Annotated in this window: 17 protein-coding genes; 12 read left to right on the forward strand and 5 right to left on the reverse strand. The window is 41.3% G+C overall.

What is annotated here, in order from left to right:
• Nucleotides 1-24: 24 nt before the first annotated feature.
• The gene (gene manA / locus GMD5S_RS0202325) at nucleotides 25-969 is read left to right on the forward strand and encodes a mannose-6-phosphate isomerase, class I (RefSeq protein ID WP_001294299.1); all 945 of its coding nucleotides are present in this window, start codon (nucleotides 25-27) and stop codon (nucleotides 967-969) included.
• A gap of 41 nt (nucleotides 970-1,010) precedes the next feature.
• On the opposite strand, the gene GMD5S_RS0202330 is transcribed toward manA, so the two are convergent.
• Nucleotides 1,011-2,351: a sodium-dependent transporter gene (locus tag GMD5S_RS0202330; RefSeq protein ID WP_002874374.1), complete on the reverse strand. Its 1,341-nt coding sequence runs from the start codon at nucleotides 2,349-2,351 to the stop codon at nucleotides 1,011-1,013.
• A 357-nt stretch (nucleotides 2,352-2,708) separates the two neighbouring features.
• On the opposite strand from GMD5S_RS0202330, the gene GMD5S_RS0202335 reads away from it, so the two are divergent.
• Complete coding sequence (locus tag GMD5S_RS0202335; protein ID WP_000274787.1) at nucleotides 2,709-3,449, forward strand: MerR family transcriptional regulator; 741 nt, start codon at nucleotides 2,709-2,711, stop codon at nucleotides 3,447-3,449.
• Nucleotides 3,450-3,477: 28 nt separating this feature from the next.
• Here the strand turns inward: GMD5S_RS0202335 and GMD5S_RS0202340 are convergent, their stop codons facing one another.
• From GMD5S_RS0202340 to GMD5S_RS0202355, 4 genes are read right to left on the reverse strand one after another with little or no spacing between them, the layout of a single operon-like run.
• The gene (locus tag GMD5S_RS0202340) at nucleotides 3,478-3,933 is read right to left on the reverse strand and encodes an 8-oxo-dGTP diphosphatase (RefSeq protein WP_001081769.1); all 456 of its coding nucleotides are present in this window, start codon (nucleotides 3,931-3,933) and stop codon (nucleotides 3,478-3,480) included.
• A gap of 10 nt (nucleotides 3,934-3,943) precedes the next feature.
• Nucleotides 3,944-4,465 (reverse strand): DUF1697 domain-containing protein, encoded by a 522-nt coding sequence (locus GMD5S_RS0202345; RefSeq protein ID WP_000400042.1) that lies wholly within the window; start codon nucleotides 4,463-4,465, stop codon nucleotides 3,944-3,946.
• A 13-nt stretch (nucleotides 4,466-4,478) separates the two neighbouring features.
• The gene (locus GMD5S_RS0202350; protein ID WP_025172600.1) at nucleotides 4,479-5,660 is read right to left on the reverse strand and encodes an aminoacetone oxidase family FAD-binding enzyme; all 1,182 of its coding nucleotides are present in this window, start codon (nucleotides 5,658-5,660) and stop codon (nucleotides 4,479-4,481) included.
• 57 nt (nucleotides 5,661-5,717) lie between these two features.
• On the reverse strand, nucleotides 5,718-6,563 hold the full coding sequence (locus GMD5S_RS0202355) for a DegV family protein (protein WP_000219952.1): 846 nt from the start codon (nucleotides 6,561-6,563) through the stop codon (nucleotides 5,718-5,720).
• 124 nt (nucleotides 6,564-6,687) lie between these two features.
• Between GMD5S_RS0202355 and GMD5S_RS0202360 the strand changes: the two genes are divergently transcribed.
• The 10 genes from GMD5S_RS0202360 (at nucleotide 6,688) to GMD5S_RS0202405 (ending at nucleotide 14,232) form a co-directional block, all read left to right on the forward strand.
• Nucleotides 6,688-7,245, forward strand: coding sequence for a TetR/AcrR family transcriptional regulator (locus tag GMD5S_RS0202360; protein ID WP_000003897.1), 558 nt, complete (start codon nucleotides 6,688-6,690; stop codon nucleotides 7,243-7,245).
• 18 nt (nucleotides 7,246-7,263) lie between these two features.
• Nucleotides 7,264-7,731, forward strand: coding sequence for a deoxycytidylate deaminase (locus tag GMD5S_RS0202365; protein ID WP_000136993.1), 468 nt, complete (start codon nucleotides 7,264-7,266; stop codon nucleotides 7,729-7,731).
• Between the two features lie 88 nt (nucleotides 7,732-7,819).
• Nucleotides 7,820-8,449: a uracil phosphoribosyltransferase gene (gene upp, locus GMD5S_RS0202370; RefSeq protein ID WP_000515974.1), complete on the forward strand. Its 630-nt coding sequence runs from the start codon at nucleotides 7,820-7,822 to the stop codon at nucleotides 8,447-8,449.
• Between the two features lie 172 nt (nucleotides 8,450-8,621).
• A complete protein-coding gene (gene clpP / locus GMD5S_RS0202375; protein ID WP_000613467.1) occupies nucleotides 8,622-9,212 on the forward strand; it encodes an ATP-dependent Clp protease proteolytic subunit ClpP in 591 nt (196 codons plus the stop codon).
• Between the two features lie 78 nt (nucleotides 9,213-9,290).
• The gene (locus GMD5S_RS0202380) at nucleotides 9,291-9,560 is read left to right on the forward strand and encodes a YlbG family protein (protein ID WP_000462101.1); all 270 of its coding nucleotides are present in this window, start codon (nucleotides 9,291-9,293) and stop codon (nucleotides 9,558-9,560) included.
• Nucleotides 9,561-9,648: 88 nt separating this feature from the next.
• Nucleotides 9,649-10,809, forward strand: coding sequence for an ABC transporter substrate-binding protein (locus GMD5S_RS0202385; protein ID WP_000726131.1), 1,161 nt, complete (start codon nucleotides 9,649-9,651; stop codon nucleotides 10,807-10,809).
• 119 nt (nucleotides 10,810-10,928) lie between these two features.
• Nucleotides 10,929-11,798 (forward strand): branched-chain amino acid ABC transporter permease, encoded by an 870-nt coding sequence (locus GMD5S_RS0202390; RefSeq protein WP_000941413.1) that lies wholly within the window; start codon nucleotides 10,929-10,931, stop codon nucleotides 11,796-11,798.
• Between the two features lie 3 nt (nucleotides 11,799-11,801).
• Entirely contained in the window at nucleotides 11,802-12,758 is a 957-nt protein-coding gene (locus tag GMD5S_RS0202395; protein WP_000856263.1) for a branched-chain amino acid ABC transporter permease, read from the forward strand.
• Complete coding sequence (locus GMD5S_RS0202400) at nucleotides 12,758-13,522, forward strand: ABC transporter ATP-binding protein (RefSeq protein ID WP_001186014.1); 765 nt, start codon at nucleotides 12,758-12,760, stop codon at nucleotides 13,520-13,522. Before GMD5S_RS0202395 ends, GMD5S_RS0202400 begins: the two co-directional genes overlap by 1 nt.
• Nucleotides 13,522-14,232 (forward strand): ABC transporter ATP-binding protein, encoded by a 711-nt coding sequence (locus tag GMD5S_RS0202405; RefSeq protein ID WP_000062207.1) that lies wholly within the window; start codon nucleotides 13,522-13,524, stop codon nucleotides 14,230-14,232. Before GMD5S_RS0202400 ends, GMD5S_RS0202405 begins: the two co-directional genes overlap by 1 nt.
• The last annotated feature ends 71 nt before the right edge of the window (nucleotides 14,233-14,303 follow it).

A 14,303-nucleotide genomic window follows, 5' to 3' on the forward strand; every position in this document is an offset into this window, starting at 1 on the left:
GAGAAAAATAGACAGGAGATCAAGATGTCAGAACCATTATTTTTACAATCAGTTATGCAAGAAAAAATCTGGGGTGGAACCAAGCTACGTGATGAGTTTGGCTACGACATTCCAAGTGAAAAAATCGGAGAATACTGGGCTATTTCAGCCCACCCAAATGGAGTTTCAAAGGTCGCTAATGGGCGTTTTGAGGGAACAGACCTAGCTACTTTGTATGCGGAACACCGTGAATTGTTTGGTAACCGTCCAGAACCTGTGTTTCCACTGTTGACCAAGATTCTCGATGCCAACGACTGGCTCAGTGTCCAAGTTCACCCAGACGATACCTATGGACTAGAGCACGAAGGCGAGTTAGGGAAAACAGAGTGTTGGTACATCATCGCAGCAGACGAAGGTTCAGAGATTATCTATGGCCACAATGCCAAATCAAAAGAAGAACTCCGCCAGCAAATCGAGGACAAGAACTGGGATACCTTGCTGACAAAAGTTCCAGTTAAAGCTGGAGATTTCTTCTATGTACCAAGCGGAACCATGCACGCTATCGGGGCGGGTATCTTGATTCTTGAAACCCAGCAGTCTAGCGATACCACCTACCGTGTTTATGACTTTGACCGCAAGGACGACAAGGGCAACTTGCGTGAACTTCACCTTGAAAAATCCATCGATGTTTTAAACATTGGAGAGCCTGCCAATAGCCGTCCTGTAACTATCAAAGCAGATGATCTACGTTCCACTCTCCTTGTGTCTAATGACTTCTTCGCAGTTTACAAGTGGGAAATCACTGGAAAAGTTGACTTTAAAAAGACAGCAGACTACAGTTTGTTTAGTGTCTTAGCTGGTCAAGGTCAGCTTACTATTGACGGGAAAAACTATCCAATCCAAAAAGGTAGCCACTTTATCCTACCAAGTGATGTTGAAGCTTGGACCCTAGAAGGGCAAGGTTTGGAATTGATTGTTAGCCATCCATAAAAAAAGAAAGGGCCTGAGTTTACTACTCAAGTCCTTTTTGATTACATAAATTGGGCGATAAAAACCACAATGATGATAATAGGAATGATGAAACGAAGGAGGAAAAGCCAGACTTGGAAAAGTCCTTGTTTCCATGCTCTTTCATCAAGATGGAGTTCCTCCTTAGCATGAGCCTTCTTAAAGATGTAGCCTGTAAAAAGTGACAGGCAGAGAGCTCCAAATGGCATGAGGAGATTGGAAACCAAGAAATCCATAGCATCAAAGAAGGTCTTCCCAAAAATGTGAACATCCGCCATGACCCCATAGGATAGAGCTGAAGGAATTCCAAAGACAAAGGTCAAGATTCCTAAAATAGCACTCCATTTAGCACGCTTGCGATTGTCCTGATTGGTGATATTGCCCACATTGATTTCCAGCATAACGACAGAAGAAGTGACCGTCGCAAAGAGGAAAAGCAAGAGGAAAAGGATGTAGAAAATGGTTCCAAAAGGCATCTTGTCAAAGAGTTGAGGCAAGACGATAAAGAGCAGGCTTGGTCCCCCTTCCGACTGGATATTGAAAGCTGACATGGCTGGGAAAATGGCTAGTCCCGCCATGATGGAAACCGAGATGTTCATGGCTACGATGGAAATCCCTGACTGGACCAGATTGGTTTTCTTGTCCAAGTAGGAAGCATAGGTCAGCATGGCTGTAACCCCTAGTGAGAGGGCAAAGAAAGATTGTCCCAGAGCATAGAGGAGACCAGCGCTGGTCAGTTTTGAAAAGTCTGGTTTGAGGAAGTAGAGAACCCCTTCCATGGCGTTTGGCAAGCTGAGCGAGCGCCCGATGATCACGACAAAGATGATAAAGAGCATAGGCATCATGACTTTCGAGGCTCTTTCAATTCCTTTTTGAACCCCACGTGATACAATAAAGATATTCAACAAGATAAAGGCTGCTTGAGCTCCTAGGGCAATGGCTGGATTTGAAATGATTGAAGTAAATAACTGAGCATAATCACCCGTACCGCCAAGCTGGAACAATTTCCCAAACTCAATTCCTAGATAGACTAGAATCCAACCTCCGATGACACTGTAAAAGGAGAGGAGGATAAAGAGGGCAAAGGCACCAATCCAACCGATAAAGTTGTACTTGTTATTCTTGCCTAGTTTTCCAAAGGTTTTGATAGCGGAAACGCCAGCACTACGGCCAAGGGCAAACTCAGCAAGCAGGAGCGGGAAACCGATTAAAATGGTAGAAATAAGAAAGACTAGTAAAAAGCCTCCACCGCCATTAGCAGCAGTCATGTAGGGAAATTTCCAAACGGCTCCAAGTCCGATGGCTGAACCAGCAGATGCTAGGATAAAGCCTAGTTTCGAGCCCCATTGCGATTTTTCTGACATAGTTGAACTCCGATCTCGTTTTTTAAAATAAGAAAAGGCTACTTGAGTTGTCAAATAGCCCTCTCTCAATGGCTCTTTATGAGCCTTCTGTTTGATTGATAGACTTGACTATCCTATCATGTTTTCTAAGGTCTGTCAAGAAAACCATTTTCAAGTTTTCACACCTTTCTCAAAAAGTTAAAAATTTTTCGTAAAAACGCTTGACTCTGACCTAGGGGGAGGGGTTATACTATCAATGTAATACTCTTCGAAAATCAAATTCAAACAACGTCAGCGTCGCCTTACCGTACTCAAGTACAGCTTGCGGCTAGCTTCCTAGTTTGCTCTTTGATTTTCATTGAGTATAAGGAGGAAATCATGTATCATATAAAAGAAGCTGCGCAGCTTTCAGGTGTCTCTGTTAAGACTCTGCATCACTACGATAAGATAGGGCTCTTGGTTCCCTTAAAGTCGGAAAACGGCTATCGAACCTATAGTCAGGAGGATTTGGAACGACTTCAGGTCATTCTGTACTACAAATATCTAGGCTTTTCTTTAGAAAAAATAGCAGAGCTGTTAAAGGAAGAAAGGACAGATTTATTGCCCCATTTGACTAGGCAGTTGGATTATCTAACTCGAGAAAGGAAACACCTGGATACCTTGATTTCCACCTTGCAAAAAACCATTCAAGAACAAAAAGGAGAAATAAAAATGACGATTGAGGAAAAATTCACTGGATTTAGCTATCAAGATCATCAAAAATACCACCAAGAGGCGGTAGAGAAATATGGACAAGAAGTCATGGACCAAGCTCTTGAGCGCCAAAAAGGTCGCGAAGACGAGTCTACGGCCGCCTTTAACCAAGTCTTTCAAGCCTTGGCTCAAAATCTTCAAGATGGTCTGCCTGCAACAGCAGCTGAAAACCAAGAAGAGGCAGCTAAACTCTGGCAAGCTATTCGTACTTATGGATTTGACTGCTCTATTGAAGTCTTCGGCCATATCGGTAAAGGATACGTCTACAACCCAGAGTTTAAGGAAAACATTGACAAATTTGGACCTGGAACAGCTCAATACACATCAGATGTCATTGCTATTTACGTTCAGACAAATGCAGAATAAATAGGCTAGGAATTTCCTAGCCTATTTTTTACTTCAAGTCATAAAGCCAGTCGTCACCGTCTTTGTAGTAAAAGAATTCACTGAGATCATCTTCCAAAAAAACACGAAGCATATCAGACATATCATCGGTTGCCAGTTTTAGTTGAGAGAGATTTTCAAACTCTTCCCACCATACCTTTCCTTCGTCTGAAGATTGTAGCTCACCAGTAAAGTGTTCGGTCTTGTAAAATAGGACGACATAACGATAATCCTCGTCGTCATACCAGTCTTTAATACCACAGAGTTGGGGTTTTGAAATAGTTAGTCCAGTTTCTTCTTTCACTTCACGAATGACAGCTTCGACAAAGGATTCGCCACGTTCAACATGCCCGCCAGGAAAAGTAATACCAGGCCAGTCAGGGCTAACTCTGTCTTGGACCAGCACCTTGTCTCCGTTTTGAATCATACACATATTGACAAATTCGACTAATTCTCGCCTGTTCATATTGTTTTTCCTATTTTGTTAGTAACTTTTCCACGACGTTTAACTTTCGCATGGTCAGAACCACGCCAAACAATTTTTCAAGATAGTTAGTATTGAGCTTTTTTTGTTTTGCAGTTCTAGGAAGATAGAGGTAGAGACAGTAATCGCCTACACAGATTTCTTCCTCGCCGTAGTCAGTTTTCAATTTTTCTAGTGGCAGACTTTGGATAAGTCCTTGATAAAGAATTACATGCACACGATCATGAAGATAGTCTTCTTTAAATGGATTCTCATGAACAATCTTTTCAAAATCGTTCTTATTCTTGATAACCATTTTTAAGTCGGCCCCAATTTTTTCCTTTATCAAAGTATGAACGCGTTCTCGTATTTCTTCTAAATCTGAGTCACTCTCAAGAATGATATTCCCACTTTGAATATAGGTTCGAACGTGTTGAAAACCAGCTTCTGTCAAAATATCTATCAAATAAGACATTTTCGGGATAGCATTTTTTCCATTAGGAGTAACGCCTCTCAGTAAAATAATATGTTCCAAAGGACTTCCTTTCTTACTTGGTATTTATTGGATTGGAGCCTGCCACCCAGCCGGTGCAGAGGGCAGAAGTAATGTTAAAGCCACCCGTGTGGGCATTGATATCCAGTACCTCGCCAGCAAAGTGGAGACCAGGAACGAGCTTACTTTCCAGAGTTTTGGGATTGATTTCCTTAAGACTGACGCCTCCTTTAGTAACAAAGGACTTAGCCAATGACATTTTACCAGTCACAGGAATTTTGAGAGCCTTGATAGATTGGACAAGTTGCTCGCGTTCTTTTTCAGTTAGCTGTTTAACTTTGTCAGGATAGCCTTGCACAAAGAACTCTGCTAAACGTTCTGGCAACAAAGTTTTTAAAGCATTTTTCAAGAATTTTTCTCGATTTTCCTCTAGAAATGCCAACAAGTCGCTCTCAGAAAGTTGAGGCAAGACATCGAGTGAGAGAACCTCTCCGCCCTTGACAAAGCTAGACATGCGTAGGGCAGCAGGACCTGACAAACCAAAGTGGGTAAAAAGCAAATCATGAGTGATGACATGCTTGCCGTAGCTTAGGGTCACATCGTCCAGTGAAATTCCCTGCAAGGCCTTATGGGGGAAATCAGTCAACAAAGGACTCTCAGCAGCCTCAAGCTCAGTAATGGAGTGTTTAAAATGACGGGCGATCTCATGTCCAAAACCAGTCGAACCAGTCGAAGGATAGGATTTTCCACCAGTTGTGACAATGAGTTTATCACAAGTGAAGCTTTGGTCTGCGGACTTGAGGACGAACTGGTCGTCTATCTTTTTAACCGAAACAATCTCTGTTTGAGTAGCAATTTGCCCGCCAAGTTCAATGATTTTCTTCTCCAAGGCTTCGATAATGGTCCGAGATTTGTCGCTAGCAGGAAAGACACGGCCGTGGTCCTCAACCTTTAGTTTAACACCGTTTTCCGTGAAAAAGTTGATGATATCGTGGTTATCAAACTGGGAAAAGACACTGTAAAGAAAGCGTCCGTTCCCAGGGATGCCAGCTAGTAGGTCATCTAGAGTTCCGTTGTTAGTCACATTGCAACGTCCCCCACCAGTCCCAGCTAATTTTTTTCCAAGTTTCCGATTTTTTTCGATGAGAAGAGTTTTCTGACCATAAAAGCTACTGGAAATCGTAGCCATCATGCCAGCAGGTCCCCCACCAATGACAATAGTATCAAAATGTTTCATAGCTCTATTGTACCATAAAAAATAAGAGATGCTTGGCATCTCTTGTTGCTCATAATCTTAGTTAATTTCATATCCCATCAACAAACCGCCATCTTCTGCATAAAAACTGCAGAGACCAGATGTTGGAAGAATCTTAATTTCAGCTTGTGGGAATGTTTCCAGCAAGCGTTCTGACAATTGCTGACAGAATTTATCATTGCTGCGATGAGCCATGACGATACGGCCACCAGCATAACCAGCCTTGATGAGTTCTTCATAGGCTGCTTGAAGGGATTTTTTGGGTCCACGAGCTTTTTGGAGCAGTTCTAGGGTTCCAGTTTCACTTGCTTCCCCAACCATACGGATGTTGAGAAGGCCAACGACAGTACCGATAAGCTTACTCAAACGACCATTTTTGACCAAGTTATCGACTTTAGCAAGGACAAAGAGCAACTTCGTTTTTTCTTGGTAGGCTGTGATAGCTTCAACAATTTCCTCATAAGAAAGTCCTTGATCAATCAAGCTATTGATTTTCTCGACAATCAAGTCAACTTCACCACCTGCAGACAAAGTATCGATTACATGAATCTGAGTGTCATGGTGTTCTTCCAGATAGATATTCTTAGCGAGCTGTGCACTATTATGGCTACCTGAAAGAGTACCAGTAATGGTAACGACAAAGATATGCTTAGCACCTTCAAATGCACGTAAGTAATCATCAGGGCTAGGACAGGCTGATTTTGAAGCCTCAGAAGTCGCATACATGGTTTTCATCATGTGGTCAATGTCAAGATTGGCATCATCGATAAAGACCTGATCAGCTACTTGAATGGTTAAAGGAACACTCACAAATTCAGTATCGATAGCAGGAGTTGCCAGTTGACGATAATCACAACCAGAGTCAGCTACAATCTTCCAAGTCATAGAAATTCTCCATCTTTGTCACTTATACATTGACAAAGGTTCTGTCTTTTTTTACAATTATATCATGAAAGCCCTTGAAACAAAAGTACCACCTCTCTGTTGTCACAAGTAGAAAGAAATTGTTATGTCTGAACGTAAAATATCTGAAAAATCTCTTGAAAATCTCAGAAAATCAAATCAAGAATCCAATTTTTTAACCAGAGAAGCAATCGAGACGGCTCTTTTGCAACTTCTAGAGAAAAAAGACTTGGCCAAGATCAGCATTTCGGAGCTGGTCAAACGGGCGGGCGTCTCTCGTGCTGCCTTCTATCGTAACTATGACTCCAAAGAAGAGATTTTGGAAAGTGTTTTTAAACGCAGTGTCCATAACATTATGGAACAGTTGAGCCACTACGATGTTAAAACAGACCTTTATCTAGTCTGGGTACACCTTTTCCGCGCAGCCAAGAAAGAAGCCAAAGTTATCCAACTTGCTCTGGACTACCATTTGGAAAAGATTTTTGTCCAAGCCATGCAGGAATTTCTAGAAAAATACCACGGAAAGTCAAAAGGCGTTAGCAGCTACCTTCATTCCTTTTGGAGTTCTGCCATCGTATCGGTTCTGCTCAAATGGATCAAGGATGGCATGAAGGTTCCGGCTGAAAAGATTGCAGATTTACGCTTGCCATTTTTCAAAAAATAGAGGAAAAGGAGAAGACTTATGACAGAAAAAAGACTGGCTTGGGATGAGTACTTTGCAGCCCAGGCTTTACTGATTGCCAATCGTTCGACCTGCAAACGTGCCAAGGTGGGAGCTGTCCTCGTTAAGGACAATAAAGTCATTTCAACAGGCTACAATGGTTCCGTATCAGGAACGGAACACTGTATTGACCATGAATGTCTGGTCATTGAAGGTCACTGTGTTCGAACCCTTCACGCCGAGGTTAATGCTATTCTCCAAGGGGCTGAGCGAGGGGTTCCCAGAGGATTTACAGCCTATGTGACCCATTTCCCTTGTCTGAACTGCACCAAACAATTGCTACAAGTTGGTTGTAAGCGCGTGGTTTATATCAACCAGTACCGAATGGATGACTATGCCCAGTACCTTTATCAAGAAAAAGGCACCGAGTTGACCCATTTACCATTAGAGACTGTTCAGGCAGCTCTTCAAGAGGCAGATTTGATTTAAAAATTAATTAAAATAAATAGTTTAGGAAGCTTTTTAAACCGTTTTTTGATATAATAAGAAGAATAAATTGAAAGAAGGAACTCAGAAAATGGGAAAAATTGAAGTCATTAATCATCCACTCATTCAACACAAATTGTCTATCTTGCGTCGTACAGACACTTCTACAAAAGCTTTTCGTGAGCTAGTAGATGAGATTGCAATGTTGATGGGATATGAAGTACTTCGTGATCTTCCACTTGAAGACGTGGAAATCGAAACACCTATCACAAAGACCGTTCAAAAACAATTGGCTGGTAAAAAATTGGCGATTGTCCCAATCTTGCGTGCAGGTATCGGGATGGTAGATGGCCTCTTGAGCTTGGTTCCAGCAGCTAAAGTTGGTCATATTGGTATGTACCGTGATGAAGAAACCCTTCAACCAGTTGAATACTTGGTGAAATTGCCTGAGGATATTGACCAACGTCAAATCTTTGTTGTTGATCCAATGTTGGCAACTGGTGGCTCAGCAATCTTGGCAGTAGATTCCCTTAAAAAACGTGGTGCTTCAAATATCAAGTTTGTCTGCCTAGTATCTGCTCCAGAAGGTGTGAAAGCTCTTCAAGAAGCACACCCAGATGTAGAAATCTTTACAGCAGCCTTGGATGAACGCTTGAACGAACACGGTTATATCGTTCCAGGTCTTGGAGATGCTGGAGACCGCTTGTTCGGTACTAAATAAAATCCCAAAGTAAATAGTGAAACTAGAAGTTCGTTTTTAACTTGAAAGGAGGTTGAGTTTTTGTTTCTGTTTAGAGAATAGAGCAAAAATTTGACCTTTTTTGACCAAAAAGATATAATAGTTCTGTATTGAGTCGTAAGACTAAGAAAATTCAACATAAAAGGAGAAATGAATGATTCCTGTAGTTATTGAACAAACAAGCCGTGGAGAACGTTCCTATGACATTTACTCTCGCCTTCTGAAAGACCGCATCATCATGCTAACAGGTCCAGTTGAAGACAACATGGCCAACTCCGTTATCGCCCAATTACTTTTCTTGGATGCCCAAGATAGTACAAAAGATATTTATCTTTATGTCAACACACCTGGGGGCTCTGTTTCAGCTGGTTTGGCAATCGTTGATACCATGAACTTTATCAAGGCAGATGTCCAAACAATCGTTATGGGGATGGCTGCATCCATGGGGACTGTCATTGCATCAAGTGGCGCAAAAGGCAAACGTTTCATGCTTCCAAATGCAGAGTACATGATTCACCAACCAATGGGTGGTACAGGTGGTGGTACCCAACAAACCGATATGGCAATCGCTGCAGAGCACTTGCTTAAAACTCGTAAGACTTTGGAGCAAATCCTTGCAGATAACTCTGGTAAATCAGTCGAGCAAATTCATGCAGATGCAGAACGTGATTACTGGATGAGTGCCCAAGAAACACTTGAATATGGCTTTATTGATGAAATCATGGCCAATAATTCTTTAAGCTAAGCAACCTAGAAAGCAAACTCGACGGAGTTTGCTTTTTTTGATATAATAGGAGAAGATTTCTTAGAAAGAGGATTCCTCATGTTTGAAAAAACAAATCGATCAGGATTAATCATCTATCTCTACTATAATCGAGATGCAAAAAAAATTCAGGAATACGGTGATATCTGTTACCATTCCAAAAAACATCGTTACTTGCAACTCTATGTTCCAACTGAGGAGCTAGATGACTTAGTTGAGAGATTAGGTAAGGAAAGATATATCAAGAAAATTAGACGTTGCCATATTCAAGAGCTAGAAACTCCCTTCGTTGGGAATCTCTATCGAACCGAAGAAAACGTTATCATTTAAAAAAGTTAAACAAATACATTGACAATTTTCTGATAATTCGGTATATTCTTAACATACAATTTTTGAAACAACTATAAGGAGATTAAAAATGAAGAAAAAATTTGCCCTATCTTTTGTGGCTCTTGCTAGTGTGGCTCTTCTTGCTGCCTGTGGAGAGGTCAAGTCAGGAGCGTCAAACACAACTGGAAATCCAGTAGACGAAAAAACAATTAAAATCGGTTTTAACTTTGAAGAGACAGGTGCTGTGGCAGCTTACGGTACAGCTGAACAAAAAGGTGCCCAACTTGCTGTAGACGAAATCAACGCTGCAGGTGGAATTGATGGAAAACAAATCGAAGTTGTAGACAAAGACAACAAGTCAGAAACTGCTGAAGCAGCTTCTGTTACAACAAACCTTGTTACCCAATCAAAAGTAGCAGCTATTGTAGGACCTGCGACATCTGGTGCAACTGCTGCAGCTGTAGCTAACGCTACTAAAGCTGGAGTGCCATTGATTTCACCAAGTGCTACTCAAGACGGTTTGACTAAAGGTCAAGATTACCTATTTATCGGAACATTCCAAGATAGCTTCCAAGGGAAGATTATTTCTAACTATGTAACAAACAAATTAAATGCTAAGAAGGTTGTTCTTTATACTGACAATGCTAGTGACTATGCTAAAGGTATTGCTAAATCTTTCCGCGAAGCCTACAAGGGTGAGATTGTAGCAGATGAAACGTTTGTAGCAGGTGATACTGACTTCCAAGCAGCCCTTACTAAAATGAAAGGGAAAGAGTTTGACGCTATCGTAGTTCCAGGTTACTACACAGAAGCTGGTAAAATTGTAAACCAAGCTCGTGGTATGGGAATTGATAAACCAATCGTTGGTGGAGATGGATTTAACGGTGAAGAATTTGTTCAACAAGCAACTGCTGAAAGAGCATCAAACATTTACTTCATCTCTGGATTCTCAACCACTGTTGATGTTTCTGCAAAAGCTAAATCTTTCCTTGAAGCATACCGTGCTAAATACAACGAAGAGCCTTCAACATTCTCAGCTTTAGCCTATGACTCAGTTTACCTAGTAGCAAATGCTGCAAAAGGTGCTAAAAACTCAAGTGAGATCAAGGACAACCTTGCTAAAACCAAAGATTTTGATGGTGTAACTGGTCAAACAAGCTTTGATGCTGACCACAATACAGTGAAAACTGCTTACATGATGACCATGAACAATGGTAAAGTTGAAGAAGCAGAAGTTGTAAAACCATAACATTAGAATAGTAATTGAAATGGGGAATGAGCCTTTGACTCACTCCCTGTTTCGGTGTTTATGAACTTGTGAAAATAATGAAATTTTCTAAAAAATAACGATAGAAAAGAGTGAATGCTATGCTCCAACAACTTGTGAATGGTCTAATTCTGGGTAGTGTTTATGCACTTTTGGCTCTGGGTTATACCATGGTTTATGGAATTATCAAACTCATCAACTTCGCCCATGGCGATATTTACATGATGGGTGCCTTTATTGGTTACTTTTTGATTAATTCTTTCCAAATGGATTTCTTTTTAGCTTTAATTATTTCAATGGCAGGAACCGCACTACTTGGTGTTGTGATTGAGTTTCTTGCATACCGTCCTTTACGACACTCTACACGTATTGCTGTATTGATTACTGCCATCGGAGTGTCTTTCCTACTGGAATACGGAATGGTTTATCTAGTAGGTGCCAATACTCGTGCCTTCCCTCAAGCAATTGAAACAGTCCGCTTTGACTTGGGACCAATTAGCTTGACAAATGTTCAATTGATGATTTTAGCAGTTTCTGTGCTGTTGATGGTTTTATTGCAATTGATCGTCCAAAAAACAAAAATGGGGAAAGCCATGCGTGCAGTATCAGTTGATAGTGACGCAGCTCAATTGATGGGAATTAATGTAAATCGTACAATCAGCTTTACCTTTGCTTTGGGTTCAGCCCTTGCTGGTGCAGCAGGTGTCCTCATTGCCCTTTACTACAACTCTCTTGAACCTTTGATGGGTGTGACTCCAGGTCTAAAATCATTCGTTGCGGCCGTACTCGGTGGTATCGGGATTATTCCTGGTGCAGCTCTAGGGGGATTTGTGATTGGCTTGTTGGAAACATTTGCTACTGCCTTCGGTATGTCTGATTTCCGTGATGCTATCGTATATGGAATCTTGCTTTTGATTCTGATTGTTCGACCTGCAGGTATCCTTGGTAAGAATGTGAAAGAGAAGGTGTAAACAATGAAGACAAATCTTAAAGTAAATATTCTCTGGTTATTCCTTCTATTAGCGGGTTATGGGTTGATTAGTGTACTGGTTTCTGCTGGTGTTCTCAATCTATTCCATGTCCAAATTTTAGAACAAATTGGGATTAATATCATCCTTGCAGTAGGCTTGAACTTAATCGTTGGTTTTTCAGGACAATTCTCACTTGGTCATGCAGGTTTTATGGCGATTGGGGCTTATGCAGCAGCGATTATTGGTTCAAAATCACCAACCTATGGTGCTTTCTTTGGAGCGATGGTCTTGGGCGCTTTGATTTCTGGTGCAGTCGCTTTGCTCGTTGGAATTCCAACTCTACGCTTGAAGGGGGACTATTTGGCCGTCGCGACACTAGGTGTTTCAGAAATCATTCGTATCTTTATCATTAATGGTGGAAGTTTGACCAACGGTGCTGCTGGTATCTTGGGTATCCCTAACTTCACAACTTGGCAAATGGTTTACCTTTTTGTGATTATCACAACTATTGCAACCCTTAACTTCTTACGTAGTCCGATTGGACGCTCTACTCTATCTGTTCGTGAGGATGAGATTGCTGCGGAGTCCGTTGGGGTAAATACTACAAAGATCAAGATTATCGCTTTTGTCTTTGGTGCCATTACAGCAAGTATTGCTGGTTCTCTTCAGGCAGGATTTATCGGTTCAGTTGTACCAAAAGATTATACTTTCATCAACTCAATCAACGTTTTGATCATTGTTGTATTTGGAGGACTTGGTTCTATTACAGGTACGATTGTTTCTGCGATTGTTTTGGGAATTTTAAATATGCTCCTTCAAGATGTGGCTAGCGTACGTATGATCATTTACGCTTTGGCTCTTGTATTGGTTATGATTTTCAGACCAGGTGGACTTCTTGGAACATGGGAATTGAGTCTATCACGTTTCTTTAAAAAATCTAAGAAGGAGGGACAAAACTAATGGCATTACTTGAAGTTAAACAGTTAACCAAACATTTTGGCGGTCTAACAGCTGTTGGAGATGTCACTCTTGAATTGAACGAGGGAGAATTGGTTGGTTTGATTGGACCAAACGGAGCTGGAAAAACAACCCTTTTCAATCTCTTGACGGGTGTTTATGAACCAAGCGAAGGTACTGTCACATTAGATGGTCACCTCCTAAATGGGAAAACTCCCTATAAGATTGCTTCACTTGGTCTCAGTCGTACTTTCCAAAATATTCGTTTGTTCAAGGACTTGACAGTTTTGGAAAATGTTTTGATTGCATTTAGCAATCATCATAAACAACATGTCCTTGCGAGCTTCCTACGCCTACCAGCTTTTTATAAGAATGAGGAAGAATTAAAAAGCAAAGCTTTGGACTTGCTGAAGATTTTTGATTTGGATGGTGACGCAGATACTCTTGCCAAGAATCTGGCCTATGGTCAACAACGTCGATTAGAAATTGTTCGTGCTCTGGCAACTGAACCTAAGATCCTCTTTTTGGACGAACCTGCAGCTGGTATGAATCCACAAGAAACAGCTGAATTGACAGAATTGATCCGTCGTATCAAAGATGAATTTAAAATTACCATCATGCTCATCGAACATGACATGAATTTGGTTATGGAAGTCACTGAGCGTATCTATGTTCTTGAATATGGTCGGTTGATTGCTCATGGGACTCCGGATGAGATCAAGAACAACAAACGCGTTATCGAAGCTTATCTAGGAGGTGAAGCCTGATGTCTATGTTAAAAGTTGAAAACCTCTCTGTGCATTACGGTATGATCCAAGCAGTTCGTGATGTAAGTTTCGAGGTTAATGAAGGTGAAGTTGTTTCTCTTATCGGTGCCAATGGTGCTGGTAAAACAACCATTCTTCGTACCCTTTCAGGTTTGGTTCGCCCAAGTGCTGGTAAAATTCAGTTTTTGGGAAAAGAAATTCAAAAGTTGCCTGCGCAAAAAATCGTGGCAGGTGGTCTTTCACAAGTTCCTGAGGGACGCCATGTTTTTCCAGGCTTGACTGTTATGGAAAACTTGGAAATGGGAGCTTTCTTGAAGAAAAATCGTGAAGAAAATCAAGCCAACTTGAAAAAAGTCTTTTCACGTTTCCCTCGTTTGGAAGAACGTAAAAACCAAGATGCGGCAACTCTTTCAGGTGGTGAACAGCAGATGCTGGCTATGGGACGCGCTCTCATGTCTACACCTAAGCTCCTTCTCTTGGATGAGCCGTCAATGGGACTTGCCCCAATCTTTATCCAAGAAATTTTTGATATCATTCAAGATATTCAGAAGCAAGGAACAACGGTTCTCCTAATTGAACAGAACGCTAACAAGGCCCTTGCTATCTCTGACCGTGGTTATGTACTTGAAACAGGAAAGATTGTCCTATCAGGAACAGGAAAAGAACTCGCAGCATCTGATGAAGTCAGAAAAGCATATCTAGGTGGCTAAAAAGGTCCGGGGGACCTTTTTAGTCGGCGGATAAGAATTGTGCAGCAATTCTCCTTTAGTCTGGGAGACTA

The sequence above is a fragment of the Streptococcus sp. GMD5S genome (assembly GCF_000298715.2).
Classification (GTDB): Bacteria; Bacillota; Bacilli; order Lactobacillales; family Streptococcaceae; genus Streptococcus.

Coding starts and splice junctions, on each gene's coding strand:
- GMD5S_RS0202400 (WP_001186014.1), top strand. CDS start 12,758: ATGGCATTACTTGAAGTTAAACAGTTAACCAAACATTTTGGCGGTCTA.
- GMD5S_RS0202380 (WP_000462101.1), top strand. CDS start 9,291: ATGTTTGAAAAAACAAATCGATCAGGATTAATCATCTATCTCTACTAT.
- upp (WP_000515974.1), top strand. CDS start 7,820: ATGGGAAAAATTGAAGTCATTAATCATCCACTCATTCAACACAAATTG.
- GMD5S_RS0202390 (WP_000941413.1), top strand. CDS start 10,929: ATGCTCCAACAACTTGTGAATGGTCTAATTCTGGGTAGTGTTTATGCA.
- GMD5S_RS0202365 (WP_000136993.1), top strand. CDS start 7,264: ATGACAGAAAAAAGACTGGCTTGGGATGAGTACTTTGCAGCCCAGGCT.
- GMD5S_RS0202405 (WP_000062207.1), top strand. CDS start 13,522: ATGTCTATGTTAAAAGTTGAAAACCTCTCTGTGCATTACGGTATGATC.
- manA (WP_001294299.1), top strand. CDS start 25: ATGTCAGAACCATTATTTTTACAATCAGTTATGCAAGAAAAAATCTGG.
- GMD5S_RS0202330 (WP_002874374.1), bottom strand. CDS start 2,351: ATGTCAGAAAAATCGCAATGGGGCTCGAAACTAGGCTTTATCCTAGCA.
- GMD5S_RS0202360 (WP_000003897.1), top strand. CDS start 6,688: ATGTCTGAACGTAAAATATCTGAAAAATCTCTTGAAAATCTCAGAAAA.
- GMD5S_RS0202395 (WP_000856263.1), top strand. CDS start 11,802: ATGAAGACAAATCTTAAAGTAAATATTCTCTGGTTATTCCTTCTATTA.
- clpP (WP_000613467.1), top strand. CDS start 8,622: ATGATTCCTGTAGTTATTGAACAAACAAGCCGTGGAGAACGTTCCTAT.
- GMD5S_RS0202340 (WP_001081769.1), bottom strand. CDS start 3,933: ATGAACAGGCGAGAATTAGTCGAATTTGTCAATATGTGTATGATTCAA.
- GMD5S_RS0202385 (WP_000726131.1), top strand. CDS start 9,649: ATGAAGAAAAAATTTGCCCTATCTTTTGTGGCTCTTGCTAGTGTGGCT.
- GMD5S_RS0202350 (WP_025172600.1), bottom strand. CDS start 5,660: ATGAAACATTTTGATACTATTGTCATTGGTGGGGGACCTGCTGGCATG.
- GMD5S_RS0202335 (WP_000274787.1), top strand. CDS start 2,709: ATGTATCATATAAAAGAAGCTGCGCAGCTTTCAGGTGTCTCTGTTAAG.
- GMD5S_RS0202355 (WP_000219952.1), bottom strand. CDS start 6,563: ATGACTTGGAAGATTGTAGCTGACTCTGGTTGTGATTATCGTCAACTG.